Origin of the sequence: Xanthomonas nasturtii, assembly GCF_001660815.1 — a bacterium.
Lineage (GTDB): Bacteria > Pseudomonadota > Gammaproteobacteria > Xanthomonadales > Xanthomonadaceae > Xanthomonas > Xanthomonas nasturtii.
On sequence record NZ_LYMI01000025.1, the window covers coordinates 33,202 to 49,288 of the forward strand.

Annotated in this window: 13 protein-coding genes; 10 read left to right on the plus strand and 3 right to left on the minus strand. The window is 66.6% G+C overall.

The genetic code is table 11. The features are described from left to right. The first annotated feature begins 5 nt into the window (after positions 1–5). The 3 genes from A7D16_RS10940 (at position 6) to A7D16_RS10950 (ending at position 2,411) form a co-directional block, all read left to right on the plus strand. Positions 6–953, plus strand: a complete 948-nt coding sequence (locus A7D16_RS10940; RefSeq protein WP_064632567.1) for an aspartate carbamoyltransferase catalytic subunit — start codon at positions 6–8, stop codon at positions 951–953. Between the two features lie 268 nt (positions 954–1,221). Next, positions 1,222–1,656, plus strand: a complete 435-nt coding sequence (locus A7D16_RS10945; RefSeq protein ID WP_064632569.1) for an OsmC family protein — start codon at positions 1,222–1,224, stop codon at positions 1,654–1,656. Between the two features lie 152 nt (positions 1,657–1,808). Beyond that, the gene (locus A7D16_RS10950) at positions 1,809–2,411 is read left to right on the plus strand and encodes a glycine zipper 2TM domain-containing protein (RefSeq protein ID WP_064632571.1); all 603 of its coding nucleotides are present in this window, start codon (positions 1,809–1,811) and stop codon (positions 2,409–2,411) included. A gap of 161 nt (positions 2,412–2,572) precedes the next feature. Here A7D16_RS10950 and A7D16_RS10955 read toward each other — a convergent pair whose 3' ends face one another. Both A7D16_RS10955 and A7D16_RS10960 read right to left on the minus strand, forming a co-directional pair. Continuing rightward, complete coding sequence (locus A7D16_RS10955; protein ID WP_064632573.1) at positions 2,573–3,454, minus strand: PhzF family phenazine biosynthesis protein; 882 nt, start codon at positions 3,452–3,454, stop codon at positions 2,573–2,575. Between the two features lie 31 nt (positions 3,455–3,485). Then, the gene (locus A7D16_RS10960) at positions 3,486–4,364 is read right to left on the minus strand and encodes a PhzF family phenazine biosynthesis protein (protein WP_064632576.1); all 879 of its coding nucleotides are present in this window, start codon (positions 4,362–4,364) and stop codon (positions 3,486–3,488) included. A 181-nt stretch (positions 4,365–4,545) separates the two neighbouring features. Between A7D16_RS10960 and A7D16_RS10965 the strand changes: the two genes are divergently transcribed. The 5 genes from A7D16_RS10965 to A7D16_RS10985 all read left to right on the plus strand — a co-directional run bounded on the left by A7D16_RS10965 (position 4,546) and on the right by A7D16_RS10985 (position 11,453). Then, positions 4,546–7,155 (plus strand): bifunctional aspartate kinase/diaminopimelate decarboxylase, encoded by a 2,610-nt coding sequence (locus tag A7D16_RS10965; protein ID WP_064632581.1) that lies wholly within the window; start codon positions 4,546–4,548, stop codon positions 7,153–7,155. Next, positions 7,139–7,597 (plus strand): hypothetical protein, encoded by a 459-nt coding sequence (locus tag A7D16_RS10970; RefSeq protein WP_064632583.1) that lies wholly within the window; start codon positions 7,139–7,141, stop codon positions 7,595–7,597. The genes A7D16_RS10965 and A7D16_RS10970 overlap by 17 nt, the downstream gene beginning before the upstream one ends. Next, complete coding sequence (gene murL, locus A7D16_RS10975; RefSeq protein WP_064632585.1) at positions 7,594–8,949, plus strand: UDP-N-acetyl-alpha-D-muramoyl-L-alanyl-L-glutamate epimerase; 1,356 nt, start codon at positions 7,594–7,596, stop codon at positions 8,947–8,949. Before A7D16_RS10970 ends, murL begins: the two co-directional genes overlap by 4 nt. Continuing rightward, positions 8,930–10,339, plus strand: a complete 1,410-nt coding sequence (gene murD, locus A7D16_RS10980) for a UDP-N-acetylmuramoyl-L-alanine--D-glutamate ligase (RefSeq protein ID WP_064632587.1) — start codon at positions 8,930–8,932, stop codon at positions 10,337–10,339. Before murL ends, murD begins: the two co-directional genes overlap by 20 nt. 313 nt (positions 10,340–10,652) lie before the next feature. Further along, complete coding sequence (locus A7D16_RS10985) at positions 10,653–11,453, plus strand: dienelactone hydrolase family protein (protein ID WP_064632589.1); 801 nt, start codon at positions 10,653–10,655, stop codon at positions 11,451–11,453. Between the two features lie 210 nt (positions 11,454–11,663). Here the strand turns inward: A7D16_RS10985 and A7D16_RS10990 are convergent, their stop codons facing one another. Continuing rightward, positions 11,664–12,662 (minus strand): polyprenyl synthetase family protein, encoded by a 999-nt coding sequence (locus A7D16_RS10990; protein ID WP_064632591.1) that lies wholly within the window; start codon positions 12,660–12,662, stop codon positions 11,664–11,666. Positions 12,663–12,936: 274 nt separating this feature from the next. Here A7D16_RS10990 and A7D16_RS10995 point away from each other — a divergent pair, with 274 nt between their 5' ends. After that, positions 12,937–13,485 carry a single-stranded DNA-binding protein gene (locus A7D16_RS10995; RefSeq protein WP_064632593.1) on the plus strand — a complete coding sequence of 183 codons (549 nt, stop codon included), beginning with the start codon at positions 12,937–12,939 and terminating at the stop codon, positions 13,483–13,485. Between the two features lie 402 nt (positions 13,486–13,887). Continuing rightward, complete coding sequence (locus A7D16_RS11000) at positions 13,888–16,086, plus strand: TonB-dependent receptor (RefSeq protein ID WP_082925782.1); 2,199 nt, start codon at positions 13,888–13,890, stop codon at positions 16,084–16,086. Position 16,087 lies beyond the last annotated feature (1 nt).

The window sequence follows — 16,087 nt, forward strand, 5'->3', positions numbered from 1 at the left end:
CTGCGATGACCACCATGCAACTCGATTCGGACGGACGCCTGCGCCACCTGCTCACCCTGGAAGGACTGCCGCGCACCACGCTGCTGCAATTGCTCGACCGCGCCGGCCAGATCCGCGACGCGGCGGTAGGGCGCGTGGGCAAGCGCAGCGTGCTGGCAGGCACCGCGGTGTGTACGCTGTTCTTCGAACCCTCCACGCGCACCCGCAGTTCGTTCCATCTGGCCGCGCAGCGGCTGGGCGCAGACGTGCTCAATTTCGATGCCTCCACCTCCTCCACGCGCAAGGGCGAAACCGCGCGCGACACGTTGAAGAATCTCGAAGCGATGGGCGTGCGCGGCTTTGTGGTGCGTCACCCCGACGATGGCGCGGTGGAAGCGCTGGCCGCGGCCGCCGGCGAGGGCACTGCGTTGATCAATGCCGGCGACGGACGCAGCGCGCACCCCACCCAGGGCCTGCTCGACATGCTCACCCTGCGCCAGGCCAAGGGCACCGATTTTTCCAAGCTCAAGGTGGTCATCGTCGGCGACGTGAAGCATTCGCGCGTCGCGCGCTCGGACCTGCATGCGCTGCGCACGTTGGGTGCCGGCGAGATCCGCGTGTGCGGCCCGGCCAGCCTGCTGCCCGATGACGACATGCTGGAGGGCTGCGTGGTCGGCCAGGATTTCGACGCCATGCTCGAAGGCGCCGATGCGCTGATGATGCTGCGCCTGCAGCGCGAGCGTATGGAAGAGGGCCTGGTACCTTCGCTGGAGCAATACCACAGCGACTACGGGCTTACTCGCGAGCGCCTGGCGCGCGCCGGCCGCGACGCCGCGGTGCTGCATCCGGGCCCGATCAACCGCGGTGTGGAAATCACCGATGACGTCGCCGACGGTGCGCAGTCCTGCGTGTTGCGCCAGGTCGCCAACGGCGTCGCGGTGCGCATGGCCGTGCTGGAAACCCTGCTCGGCTAAGAGCGGTAATGCGACCGCGCAGCTGCCGCGCGGTCGCCTTCGATGTGCGATCTTCGATTGCCAAGGCGCGGGCGCTTATTGCTGGACGCACCACAGGTTCCGCTGCGCGCTCGTGTCCCATGCAAACGCCGCACGTGCAACCAGACAGCCGCTTGCCGCCGGCCGCGCCCGCGATCCGCTCTTACGATTCCCGATTCCCGACTCCCCGCACCACCAGCTAACACCCACTCACCTATCGTGACCGCTTCTTTCAGCGCAGGAGATCGCAATGGGTATTTCACGTCACGCCACCGCTCACTGGGAAGGCGACCTCAAGACCGGCAAGGGCCAGCTCAGCACGCCGCAGAGCGGCTTGATGGACAACACCCGCTACGCCTTCAGCAGCCGTTTCGGCGATGAAAAGGGCACCAATCCGGAAGAACTCATCGCCGCCGCGCATGCCGGCTGTTTCACCATGGCGCTGTCGGCGCAATTGACCGAAGCCGGCTTTCCGCCGACCTCGCTGGACACCCGTGCCGACGTGGATCTGTCGATGGAAGGCGGCCCGCAGCTGTCGCAGATTCGCCTCAAACTCACCGCCGTGGTGCCGGGCATCGATGAAGCCAAGTTCCGCGAGCTGGCCGACACCGCCAAGAAGAATTGCCCGGTGTCCAAGGCGCTGAGCGCGGTGCCGGTCAGCCTGGAAACCGAGTTTTCCAGCTGACACCAACGTCACTGCGACGCGCCGGTGCACGCGCCCGGCGCGTGCAGCTGGCGGCAACCTGAATAGGGCTTTGGAGAGTCGGTTCGGTTCAGGGCGGTTTCACTGCGGCAAGCCGAGCATCGGCAGCGTGTCCTCCCTATGAAGCTGCCGCAATGAAAACTCTCGTGCTTGGTGCTCTGGTGATGGGTCTGGTCGTGGCGGGCAGTGCCACGGCGCAGCGCTATGACGGCGGCTACCGCGACAATGGCCGCAGCGGCTACGAGGACGGTCGTTACGAATACGCGCGGGTGGTGCGTGTGGACCCGATCATCGTGTCCGATTCCTATAACGAACGCACCAGCGAACAGTGCTACAACCGTCCTGCCGACGGTTACTACACCAGCAACGATGGCTATCACCGTGATGGTGGCAACTACGGCCAGGCCGGCGTCTCCAATCGTGGTGTGGCCAGTGTCATCGGTGGTATCGCCGGCGCGGTGCTCGGCAGCCAGATCGGCGGCGGCAATGGTCGCCTGGTGGGTACTGCCGTCGGCACCATGGCCGGTGTCGCGGCGGGGCGCTCGATCTACGAAGCCAACAACCGCAATTACCAGGGCAATGTCAGGGTTTGCGAGCCGGTGTCCTACCGCCGCGAACGCGACCGTGTGGAAGGCTACGACGTGACGTACGAATACGCCGGGCGCACCTATCACACGCGTAGCGATTACAACCCGGGCGACCGTATCCGCGTGCGCGTCGACGTGCGTCCTGACTGATCATTGCAGGATGTGCGGGATGCCGCGCGCTGGTTGCGGCATCCGGATGTGAGACAACGCTGCGCGCAACCGCAGCGTTGTTGTTTCCGGCGTGGTGAATGCGGCCGGCTCCGAACACTGGCCGCGCCACGTCGGGCGGCCTGGTCGATACGTCAACGGCTTCACGTCCAATCCAGCGTGCCGCGAATCACCGTCTGTACCTGGCCACCCGACCACACGTCACCGTCGGCATCGATGCGCAGTTCCAGCAAGGCGTCGAAGCCGATTTCGCGTCCCTGGCTGACCACGTAACGGCGATCGGTGCCGGGCAACGCGCTACGGCTGTCCAGCCATGCGGCAAGCACTGCGTTGGCCGCGCCGGACGCCGCATCTTCGAAGCGCCGGCCATTGCCGACGAAGGCACGCACTGCCAGATCGTAAGCACCCGGTGCCGCGGCGCGGGCATAGGCGAACACGCCCATGCTGCCGGTGGCTTCGGCCAACGCAGCAATCGCGTCCCAGTCCGGCTGCAGGCCACGCAGCGCGGCCTCGCTGGCCAGCTCCACCACCCACCAGGTGCGGCCGCCGTCCATCAGCGCAGGCGGCAGGGTGCCCAGCGGCCAGCCGTGCAGGGCATCGCGCAGGCGCGGGTCGTCAGCGTCCACCTGTTCGGTCACACGTGCGCGCGGCGTGCGAATCGCGATGCTGCGGTGTCCGTCGCGTTGGTCCACGCGCAGCGGCAACTGACCGGCGATGCCATCCTGCACCAGCACGCCATCTTCAGGCGCGGCCAGGCCTGCTTCGAGCACGGCATGTGCGGTGCCCACGCTGGGGTGGCCGGCGAACGGGACTTCTTTTTGCGGCGAAAACATCCGCAACCGGTAGCTGCTGTGCGCGTCTGCGGCAGGAAACACGAAGGTGGTTTCCGGCAGCTTGGTCCAGCGCGCAATCGCCTGCATCGCCGCATCGTCCAGGCCCTGCGCATCCAGCACCACCGCCAGCGGATTGCCGCTGCCGGAGCGGGCGGAGAACACATCCAGTTGCAGGAAGCGGCGGGTGGTCATGGTGGCGGTTCCGCGTTGAGGGCGCGGCAGCTTACCAATCGATGCGGCCTTCGATCACTTGTTGCGTCGCGCCGCCGATCCAGACCTCGCCCTGCGCATCCACCTCCACGTGCACGCGGCCGTCGCGGCCGACCTCGCGGCCCTGGCTGGCGACATAGCGCGACGCTGTGCCGGGCAAGCGGTCTTCGCCATGCAGGCGTGCGGCAATGCAGGCATTGGCGCTGCCGGTGACCGGGTCTTCCGGAATGCCGTCGCCCGGGCAGAACGCGCGGACGACCAAGTCGGCATCGCCATCGTGTACGGGCGCGTAGATGGCGAGGCCAACGGCGGCGCTGGCCTGGGTCAGGCGCGCAATGGCGACAAGGTCCGGGCCTGCCTGCCGCACTGCCTGCGCGTCGGCCAGTTCCAGCAGCCACCAGTTCGGGCCGTTGTTCCACAGCGCGGCCGGCTGCGCGCTGACGCGCAGGCCGGCGCTGGCTGCGCGCAGCGCGTCGGCATGGAGCGTGCCAGTGTCGATGGCGCGCGCACGCGGCGCGCGCAGCCGCACCAGCAAGGCGCCATGCCGGTCGAACACTTCCACCGGCAGCACGCCGGCTGCGCATTGCTGGCGGAGCTGGCCGTCGGGTGTGTAGGCGACCAGGCCGTGCGTGACTGCTGCCCAGGCCGCGCCGACGCTGGGATGCCCGGCAAACGGCAGCTCGGCGCGCGGAGTGAAGATGCGGATGTGGTAATCGGCGTCGGGCACGCTGACCGGCAGGAAGAAGATCGTCTCCGACAGATTCAGCCACGCGGCAATCTGCTGCATCTGCGCGGACGACAACGTCTCTGCCTTGAACACCACGCCCAGCGGGTTGCCGCTGCCGGCCTGGCCGGCGAAGACATCCAGTTGCAGATAGCGGTGTTTGCTCATGATGTGGCTCTCGGTCGATGAAAGGCATGCCGATGGTTGCAGCGCAAACCGATGCGGCAGTGGACGTAGCGGCCCGCGTGCCGTGATCGCACGCGGGGTCATGCGAGCGGCATTGGCAGTAGAATCGGAGGTTCCGCTCGGTATACCGGGCATCTACCCCCTCATCTAAACGCCTATCTCAATGTCAGCTCCCCACTCTACCGATCGTTGGATCGTCCTCAAGTTCGGCGGCACCTCGGTGTCGCGTCGTCATCGCTGGGACACGATTGGAAAACTGGCGAGCAAACGGGCCAACGAAACCGGTGGCCGCGTGCTGGTGGTGGTGTCTGCCTTGTCGGGCGTGACCAACGAGCTGACCGCCATTGCCGATGGCGCCGCCGACAGCGCGCAGCGCGTGGCGGCATTGGAACAGCGCCATCGCGAGTTTCTGGCCGAGCTGGAGCTCGACGCCGATGCGGTGCTGGGCGAGCGTCTTGCCGCGTTGCATGCGCTGGTGGGCGATGCACGCGCCGCCATGCGCACGCTGGATTGGCAGGCCGAGGTGTTGGGGCAGGGCGAATTGCTGTCCTCCACCATCGGTGCTGCGTATCTGCACGCCAACGGCCTGGACATGGGCTGGCTGGATGCGCGCCAGTGGTTGTCAGCGCTGCCGCCGCAACCCAATCAAAGCGAGTGGTCCAAGCGCTTGTCGGTGTCCTGCCAGTGGCAGTCCGACGCCGATTGGCGCGCGCGCTTCGATGCGCAGTCCACGCGCTTGTTGATCACCCAGGGCTTCATTTCGCGGCACGCCGATGGCGGCACCGCGATCCTGGGGCGTGGCGGTTCGGATACCTCGGCGGCGTACTTCGGTGCGCTGCTCGGCGCCAGCCGGGTGGAAATCTGGACCGATGTGCCCGGCATGTTCAGCGCCAACCCGAAGGAAGTGCCGGACGCGCGCCTGCTTACCCGCCTGGACTATTACGAAGCGCAGGAAATCGCCACCACCGGTGCCAAGGTGCTGCACCCGCGCTCGATCAAGCCGTGCCGCGATTCCGGCGTGCCGATGGCGATCCTGGACACCGAACGCCCCGATCTGCCCGGCACCAGCATCGACGGCAATGCCGAGCCGGTGCTGGGTGTGAAGGCGATCAGCCGCCGCAACGGCATCGTGCTGGTGTCGATGGAAGGCATCGGCATGTGGCAGCAGGTCGGCTTCCTGGCTGACGTGTTTACGCTATTCAAAAAGCATGGTTTGTCGGTGGACCTGATCGGCTCGGCAGAGACCAACGTCACCGTGTCGCTGGATCCGTCCGAAAACCTGGTCAACACCGATGTGCTGGCGGCGTTGTCGGCCGATCTGTCGCAGATCTGCAAGGTCAAGATCATTGTTCCTTGCGCGGCGATCACGCTGGTCGGGCGTGGCATGCGCTCGTTGCTGCACAAGTTGTCCGATGTGTGGGCAACGTTCGGGCAGGAACGCGTGCACATGATTTCGCAGTCGTCCAACGACTTGAACCTGACCTTCGTCATCGACGAGGCCGATGCCGACGGTTTGCTGCCGATCCTGCATGCCGAGCTGATCGACAGCGGCGCCATGCCGGTGAGCGAAGGCGAGGTGTTCGGCCCGCGCTGGCGCGAGATCATCGGCTCGGTGCGTCCGCGTCCTACGCCTTGGTGGCATGCCGAACGCGCGCATCTGTTGTCGCTGTCCAAGGCCGGTACGCCGCGTTATGTGTATCACCTGCCCACCGTGCGTGCGCGAGCGCATGCGCTGGCGCAGATTGCCGCGGTGGATCAGCGCTATTACGCGATCAAGGCCAATGCGCATCCGGCCATCCTGATGGCGCTGGAGCAGGCCGGTTTCGGGCTGGAATGCGTCTCGCATGGCGAATTGCGCCGCGTGTTTCAGGCGCTGCCGGAGCTGTCGCCACGGCGCGTGTTGTTCACCCCGAGCTTTGCGCCCAAGGCCGAGTACGAGGCCGCGTTTGCACTGGGCGTGACCGTGACCGTGGACAACGTCGAAGCGCTGCGCAACTGGCCGGAGGTGTTCCGCGGCCGCAACGTGTGGCTGCGCATCGACCTGGGACACGGCGACGGGCACCACGAGAAGGTCAATACCGGCGGCAAGGCGTCCAAGTTCGGGTTGTCGTCCACACGCGTGGATGAGTTCGTCGAAATGGCGCGCACGCTCGAGGTCACCATCACCGGCGTGCATGCGCACCTGGGCAGTGGCGTGGAGACCGGCGAGCACTGGCGCATGATGTACGACGAACTGGCCGGCTTCGCGCGGCGCATCGGCACCGTGGAAACCATCGATATCGGTGGCGGCCTGCCGATTCCGTACAGCGCCGAAGACGAGCCGTTCGATCTGGAGGTGTGGGCCAAGGGCCTGGCCGAGGTCAAGGCCGTGCATCCGGGCTATCGCCTGGCGATCGAGCCCGGCCGGTATCTGGTGGCCGAAGCCGGGGTGTTGCTGGCGCAGGTGACCCAGGTGATCGAAAAGGACGGCGTGCAGCGCGTGGGCCTGGATGCCGGCATGAACACCTTGATCCGCCCAGCGTTGTACGACGCCTGGCACGACATCGAAAACCTCAGCCGGCTCGACGCGCCGGCCGATGGGACGTTCGATATCGTCGGGCCGATCTGCGAATCGTCGGACGTGTTCGGCAAGCGCCGCCGCCTGCCGGCGGCGACCGCACCGGGCGATGTGGTGTTGGTCGCCGACACCGGCGCCTATGGCTATTCCATGGCCAGCACCTACAACCAGCGCGAGCTGCCACGCGAAGAGGTGATCGATGCGCCCGTTGGCTGAGTTCGTGGCGCTCAGCACGCTGGCCGGTGGCGTGTCGATGGTGTTCTCCACCGCCATCGACATGGCCGGGCTGCGGATGCCGTGGACCGACAGCCTGAAATGGACCTTGCCTGGCCTGCTAGCTGCCGGCGTCGGCGCCTGGGGCGCAGCATCCTGGCACAGGCGGCGCGCCGAGCGAGCGCCAGCACAACGCGCCGGCGGCATGGCATTGCGCACCGTGGTGTTCAGCGCGCTTGGCTATTTGCCGGCGTTGTTGCTGTATCTGCTGGTCGCCTTGGCGATCACCGGCGAACCACAGGTGATGCGCTCGGATGTGATGCTGCTGGTGTTCGTGATCGGTTGCCTGCCGCTGCTATGGGCGGCAGTGCCGTTTTCCATGATTGAATATGTCCTGTGCCGACGTTATCTGCGTCGTGTACGTGTTCTTGCAGGTAGTCCATGAGCGCTTTCGACAAACACCAGATTTCCACCTTCCGTTTCGTGCGTTGCGCACTCGACGCGCAGACCGGCGTGGCGACGCTGGTGTATGCCTTCGACCAGGGGCCGGAGCTGGTCGAGACCGTTGCGGTGCCGGGTGCGCCGTTCGTGCTGGACGGCGCGCATGCCACTGCCGTGCAGCAGGCGCTGCGGCTGCTGCATCTCATTGCAGGGGTGAGTTATTTCAAGGCCGCGGTACCGCCGAACATCGCCATCGACAGCTACAGCATCGATGCCGAGACCGCCGCGCTGGTGGAAAGCGTGTATCTCCACGGCCTGGGGGAATTTGCGTACCGCAATGGCTTGAACCTGCACGGCAAGATCAATTTCCCGGTCGCTGCACAAGCGCCTGGCACTGCGCCTGCGCTCGGCCTGCGCGAGCATGCGCTGGTGGCGATCGGCGGCGGCAAGGATTCGCTGGTCAGCATCGAAGCGCTGCGCCATGCCGGCGTGGAGCAGACCGTCAGCTGGATCGGCGGCTCGCAACTGATCCGCGCCTGCGCCGAGCGCACCGCTTTGCCTGTGCTCAATATCGGCCGTGTGCTGGCATCGGAATTGTTCGAACTCAATCGCCAGGGTGCGTGGAACGGGCACATCCCGGTGACCGCGGTGAATTCGGCCATTCTGGTGCTGGCAGCGCTGCTCACCGGCGTGGACCAGGTGGTGTTTTCCAACGAACGTTCGGCCAGTTATGGCAGCCAGATTCCCGGCACCGGCGAAGTCAATCATCAGTGGTCCAAGGGCTGGGCATTCGAACAGGCCTTCGGCGCTTACGTGCAGCGGCAGGTGGCGGCCGACCTGCGCTATTACTCGTTGCTGCGGCCGTTGTCGGAGTTGGCGGTGGCGCGGCAGTTCGCCAAGACCGACCACTACGACGCGCATTTTTCCAGCTGCAACCGCAACTTCCACATCATGGGCGAGCGCCCGGTGCATCGCTGGTGCGGCGTGTGCCCGAAGTGCCATTTCGTGTTTCTTGCGCTGGCACCGTTCATGCCCAAGACGCGGCTGGTCAAGATCTTCGGGCGCAATCTGCTCGACGATGCCAGCCAGGCCGGCGGCTACGATGCGTTGCTGGAATTCCAGGACCACAAGCCGTTCGAATGCGTGGGCGAAGGCCGCGAATCGCGTGCGGCGATGGCGGTGCTGGCCAGCCGCGCCGAGTGGAAGGAAGACGCCTTGGTCAAGCGCTTCATTCGCGAGATCCAGCCGCAGCTGGATCAGCACGACCTGCAGGTCGAAGCGCTGATGGCCATCGATGGCGAGCACCGAATTCCAGCGGCGCTGTGGGAGCGCGTGCGTGCGAATTTCGCAGCTTGAGGGCAAGGCGGTCGCGTTGTGGGGCTGGGGGCGCGAAGGACGCGCGGCGTATCGCGCACTGCGCGCACGGCTGCCCGCCCAACCGCTGACGGTGTTCTGCAACGCCGAAGAAGCGCGCGAACTCGAGACGCTGGCCGATATGGCCCTGGATGTGGAAACCGACGCCAGCGCGCAGGCGCTGGGGCGCTTCGACATCGTGGTGAAGTCGCCCGGCATCAGCCCGTATCGCAGCGAAGCACGCATCGCGAGCGACGAATACGGCACGCACTTCATCGGCGGCACCGCGCTGTGGTTTGCCGAGCACGCGCAGCCGGACGGCAGCGTGCCTGGCGTCATCTGCGTCACCGGCACCAAGGGCAAGAGCACCACCACCGCGCTGCTGGCGCATTTGCTGCGCGCCGCCGGGCATCGCACTGCGTTGGTCGGCAACATCGGCCAGCCGTTGCTGGAAGTGCTGGAGCCGCAGCCGCCGCCGGCGTATTGGGCGATCGAGTTGTCCAGCTACCAGACCGGCGAGGTGGGGCGCAGCGGCGCACGTCCGGAGTTGGCGCTGGTGCTGAATCTGTTTCCCGAGCATCTGGATTGGCACGGCGATGAGGCGCGCTATGTGCGCGACAAGCTGTCGCTGGTGACCGAAGGCCGGCCGCGCATCGCGCTGCTCAATGCCGCCGACCCGCATCTTGCCGGCCTGCAGTTGCCCGATAGCCAGGTGCGGTGGTTCAACCATTCCGATGGCTGGCACCTGCGCGGCGATGTGGTCTATCGCGGCGAACAGGGGGTTTTCGACACTGCCGAGGTGCCGCTGCCCGGCGAACACAATCGCCGCAATCTATGCGCGGTACTGGCAGCGGTGGAAGCGCTGGGCCTGGATGCGCCGGCACTGGCGCCGGCCGCACTGAGCTTTCGTCCATTGCCGAATCGCCTGCAGTTGTTGGGCAGCGTGGACGGCGTCAGTTACGTCAACGATTCGATCAGCACCACGCCGCATGCCTCGCTGGCTGCGCTGGCGTGCTTTGCGCAGCGTCGCGTGGCCCTGCTGGTTGGCGGGCACGACCGCGGTCTGGACTGGCAGGATTTCGCCCAGCACATGGCGCGGCAGCCGCCGCTGGAGATCGTCACCATGGGTGCCAATGGGCCACGCATCCATGCGCTGCTGGCGCCGTTTGCCGATGCCGGGCGCTTGGGCTTGCATGCTGCCAACGATCTTGAACACGCCATGCAGCTGGCGCGTGAGGCGCTGGGCGAGCAGGGCGGTGTGGTGCTGCTCTCGCCGGGTGCGCCCAGCTTCGGGGCGTATAGCGACTACGTTGCGCGTGGCCGGCACTTCGCGCAGCTGGCGGGGTTCGACCCGGCGGCGATCAGCGCGATTCCCGGCTTGGGCGTGCATTGAGCGCGGCTAACAGACCGACTGCGCTGACCGCCAGGCAGGCGTAGTCGGGCCCCGCAATCGGCATGTGCACCTCGCACACTGCAGTTGCTCGGCGGCCTCCACGCTACACAACGACTGCGCAACGGTGTGCTGGCCGCGCCAACTCCGAGGCCGCTGGGCCGCTGCGATTGAAAACCGGCACGCGCAGCGGAGGCGGACTTCCCCAGCTCGCTGCGACCAGCCGACTGTCGATGCAGTGCCGGCAGCGGCAATGACGACCCCTCCTGCACGCCGGCAGCGCCTACACTCGCCGCACCATCCTGGGAGCAAGCACATGCACAAGCGACGGACATGGCGTGGCGTTGGGTTGATCGGTGTTCTGGCCTCGCTGGCCTTCCCCGCAGCGGCGGCGATGCAGGCCAAACCGCTGGAGTGGAAGGTCGGCAAGGACACCTATAGCGGCGTGCTGGTGTACGACGATGCCGGCGCTGCCAAGCGCCCCGGCCTGGTGATGGTGCCGAACTGGCGCGGCGTCAACGACTCGGCGGTGACCAAGGCCAAGCAGCTGGCCGGCGACGATTACGTGGTGCTGGTGGCCGACGTGTACGGCAAGGGCAAGCGCCCCGCCAACGACAGCGAGGCCGGGCAATTCGCCGGTGCCCTGAAGAAAGATCCGCCGACGCTGCGCGCACGCGCGCTGAAAGCGGTTGAGGTGCTCAAGGCGCAGACCGGCACGGCGCCGCTGGATGCAACGCGCATCGGTGCGGTGGGCTTCTGCTTCGGTGGCACCACGGTGCTGGAACTGGTGCGCGCGGGCGCGCAGCTGGCCGGCGTGGTCAGCCTGCACGGCGGCATCGCCACCCCCAGCCCTGCAGCCGCCGGCACGGCCAAAACCCCGCTGCTGGTGCTCAACGGTGCCGACGACAAGAGCGTGAGCAAGGCAGATATCGCCGCGTTCGAAACCGAGATGAATGCCGCCGGCGCAGACTGGCAGTTCGTCAACTTCAGCGGCGCGGTGCATTGCTTCGCCGAAGCCGATGCCAACAGCCCGCCGGGCTGCCTGTACAACCCGCGGGCGGCCAAGCGCGCGTACCGCATGCTGGGTGATTTCTTCGACGAGCGGTTTGCTAAGTAGCCGGGATTTGGGATTCGGGATCTGGGATTCGCAAGAGCGCGGTCCCGTCCTTCAATGCATCAAACCCCTGAGTTTTTGCTCAGGGGTTTGCGTTGACCCACCATTTGGCTGCCTGATACAGGGATTCGTAAAAGAAAGTTCGCGCAAGCCGCCGCTGCGAATCCCCAATTTCCAATCCCAAATCCCGTCCAGAGCGCCCAGCGCTCTGGATCAGTGCGTGCGCTCGACCGCGTAACGCGCCAGGCCGCGGAGCGCTGCCACTGCCGGGCTGTGCGGCAAGGCCTGCAGCGCGTGTTCCGCGGCGGCGGCATATTCGGCAGCACGCTGACGGCTGTAGTCCAGCCCGCCGGTAGCGTGGATGGCGGCCAGCACTTCCGGCATCGCCGCCGCGTCGCCCTGTTCGACGATCTGCCGCAGGCGCTGTCGCGTGGCCGCATCCGAATGCGCCATGGCGTGGATCAGCGGCAGCGTCGCCTTGCCTTCGGCCAGGTCGTCGCCCAGGTTCTTGCCCAGGTCCGATGCCTCGGCGGCATAGTCAAGTACGTCGTCGGCGATCTGGAAGGCGAAGCCCAGCTGCATGCCGTAGTCGTACAACTGCTGCTGCACCTCGGCCGTGGCGCCCGAGGCGAGCGCACCCAGGCGGGTACCGGCAGCGAACAGCACCGCGGTCTTGCGTTCGATCACGCGCAGGTAGGCGGCTTCGTCGGTGTCGGGGTTATGCACGTGCAACAGCTGCAGCACTTCGCCTTCGGCGATGCGGTTGGTGGTGTCGGCCAGGATCTGCATGACTTCCATGCGATCCAGCTCGACCATCAACTGGAAGCTGCGCGAATACAGGAAGTCGCCCACCAGCACGCTGGGCGCATTGCCCCACAGCGCGTTGGCGGTGCTGCGCCCGCGGCGCAGGTCCGATTCGTCCACCACGTCGTCGTGCAACAGGGTGGAGGTGTGGATGAATTCGATGATCGCCGCCAGCTGGTGGTGCTCCGGGCCGGAGCCGCCAGCGGCGTGGCCGGCCAGCATCACCAGCATCGGGCGCAGGCGTTTGCCGCCGGCAGAGATGATGTGATCGGCGATCTGGTTGATCAGCACGACGTCCGAGGCCAGGCGGCGACGGATCAGCGCATCCACCGCAGCCATGTCGGGCGCGGCGAGGGACTGGATCTGGGGCAGGCCCAGAACGGTGGGGAGGTCTTCGGCGATGGTCATGCGCAGGCGTTCGTGATGTGTGTCGATTATAGGTGCCCGGGCCGGATCCGTCCCGCCGGGCACAACCGGTGTCTTCACATTTGCCATCCGCGCGGCTCGGCCGGAAGCCGCAAAGGCCCGGCCGGGCTGGATTTCCGACCCCTGGCAGGGCGCTTGCCCGGCAGCGTCGCGCGGCAACCTGCCAGGACCGTCGAGGGGCAGGTGCGGTAACATTGCCGCACAGACATTCCTCGTTGCGCGCCCCCGGCGCCAGCGCATCATCTCGGAAGCACCTATGGCCCGCGGCATCAATAAAGTCATCCTCGTCGGCAACCTCGGCAACGATCCCGACACCAAGTACACCCAGGCCGGTATGGCGATCACGCGCGTGAGCCTGGCCACCACCAGCATGCGCAAGGACCGCGAGGGCAATAACCAGGAACGCACCGAGTGGCACCGCGTGGTGTTTTTCGGAAAGCTGGGCGAAATCGCCGGTGAGTACCTGCGCAAGGGCTCGCAGGTGTATGTCGAAGGCGAGCTGCGCTACGACAAGTACACCGGCCAGGACGGCGTGGAAAAGTACAGCACCGACATCGTCGCCAACGAGATGCAGATGCTTGGCGGCCGTGGTGAAGGCGGCGGTGGCGGCGGCATGGGCGGCGATCGCCCGCAGCGCTCGCAGGCGCCACGTCAGCAAGGCGGCGGTGGCGGGCAGGGCGGTGGTGGTGGATACGGCGGCGGCCAGGGCGGCGGGCAGGATTACGCGCCGCGTCGTCAGCAGCCGGCCCAGCAGCAGTCGGCACCGCCGATGGACGACTTCGCGGACGACGACATCCCGTTCTGATCTCCACAGAATGGCGCATCACCAGAATCCCGCCAAGGCCTTGCCCTAGCGGGATTTTTGCTGTCGACACGGGCTGTCGCTCGCTCGGGTAGGCGCCTGTGGCGCGCCACTGCAGCCGGCAGGCACCCCGAATCAAGGCAGGGGCTGGCTATCTTGCAGCAGCGCCGGCATCGATCCACGACACTCAGCCCGAACACCGCTGCGGGAAGCGAGCGTCGTTGCTTCTCGGCCAGCCATCAGACACCGGCCACGCCAGTGGTAGTGCCCACACCTTTGCGGGATGTTTAAACGACGTGAGCGGTGCCATAATTACGCGTCGTCTGCGCGCTGTCGGACGGCCTCTCAGCCAGGGAACCTGCGTCCCCAGCCAGCGTCTCACTTCAAGCTGACCAGGTTCCCCGCATGCATGCTCGTGTTCCGCGTTTCCTGTCGCTGCGCCCGCGCGCGCGACTTGCCGTTGCCATCGCCTGTTGCTGTGCCGCGCCGATCGCGTGGTCGCAGCACGCGGCAACGCCCCTCGACGATGCCAAGACGCTCGACACCTTGACCGTCACTGCCGACGGTTCGCAGGTCGAGCTGCCGCCGGACTATGCTGGCGGGCAGGTCGCCAGTGGTGGTCGCGTTGGCCTGTTCGGCAACCTCGATGTGATGGACACGCCGTTCAACAGCATGAACTTCACCGCCGAGCTGATGCGCAACCAGCAGGCGCGCAGCGTGGCCGACGTGGTGCAGAACGATCCGGCGGTGCGGGTGGCGCGTGGCTTCGGCAACTTCCAGGAGTTGTACGTGGTACGCGGCTTCCCCGTGTTCTCCGACGACATGAGCTACAACGGCCTGTACGGCCTGCTGCCGCGCCAATACGTGGCGGCCGAGTTCCTGGAGCGGGTGGAAGTGTTCCGCGGCGCCAACAGCTTCATCAACGGCGCCGCGCCCGGCGGCAGCGGGATCGGCGGGGCCTTCAACCTGGTGCCCAAGCGCGCGGGCGAGAACGACCTCACCCGGCTGACGTTGGGCAGCGAGACTGGCGGCCAGATGTATGGCGCGGCCGATGCGTCCTACCGGTTCGGCCAGGACCGTGCCTGGGGCGTGCGCGCCAACGTTGCGCGCCGCGATGGCGAGAACGCCACCAACGAGGATCGCGAGCTGGGCATGGGGTCGCTGGGGGTGGATTACCGCGGCGAGCGGCTGCGCCTGTCGGCCGACATCGGCTGGCAGGACCAGCGCACCGACCGTCCGCGTCCGAGCGTCACGCCGGTGGGCGCAATTCCGCGCGTCCCGGATGCCGATATCAACTTCGCGCAGCCCTGGACCTTCGCGCAGGAGCGCGACACTTTCGGCGTGATCCGTGCCGAATACGACCTGACCGATACCGTGATGGCGTGGGCAGCGGTCGGCATGCGCGACAGCGACGAGCACAACGTGTTGGCCAATCCCAACACCGATGCCGCCGGCAATTTGAACACCGGTCGCTTCGACAACTACCGAGAAGACAAGGTCGCCACCGGCGATGTCGGCATCCGCGCGACATTCGACACCGGCCGCGTCGGTCATCGCCTGAGCGCGTCGGCGTCGGCCTTCAAGCTGGACTCGAAGAACGCCTTTGCATTCGGCAGCTACGGCACGGCGGTCGGTACGTTGTACGACCCGGTGGCGGTGGCACCGCTGGGTGGCCTGTTGCCCGGTGGCGTGCTGTTCGAGCCGCTGACCACCAGCAAGAACGAGACCCGCAGCGTCGCCATCGCCGACACGCTGGCCTTCGATGACGGCCGCATCCTGCTGACCCTGGGCGCACGCCACCAGAAGCTGGAGCAGTACGGCTACGACTACACCACCGGCGCGCGACTCAGCCGCTACAGCGACAGCGTGGTGACGCCGGTCGGCGCGGTTGTCTTCAAGTTCGGCCGTGCGGTGTCGCTGTATGCCAATTACGCCGAAGCCCTGTTGCCTGGCCAGGAAGTGCCGGCTTTATCGGGCAGCACGCGACTGCAAAATGCCGGCGAACTGCTGGCGCCGTTCAAGTCCAAGCAGGTCGAAATAGGCGCCAAGTACGACGCCGGCAGCTACGGCGCAACCGCGGCGCTGTTCCGCATCAACCAGCCCAATACCATCGTCAGCAACGCACGCCTGACCACCGACGGCGAGCAGCGCAACCAGGGCCTGGAACTGAGCTTCTACGGCCAGCCCCTCGACGGCCTGCGCGCACTGGGCGGCCTCACGCTGCTGGACGCCGGCTATAACAAGACCCAGGGCGGCGTGAACGAAGGCAACGACGTGCTCGGTGTGCCGGACAAGCAGGCCAATCTGGGCCTGGAATGGGACATCGCTGCGCTGCCGGGCCTGACGGTCGACGGGCGCGCGGTCTATACCGACCGTCAATACGCCGATGCGGTCAACGTGCGGCACATCCCATCCTGGACGCGTTTGGACCTGGGCGCGCGCTATGCGTTTCAGGCCGGCGGCAAGGCCTGGAGCGTGCGTGCGCGCGTGGACAATGTGTTCGACCGCAGCTTCTGGTCGTCGGTCGGTGGCGCGCCGGGGGCGAATTATCTGGTGCTGGCCGCGCCGCGCACATTGACCGTCTCGTTCTCGGTCGATCTGTGAG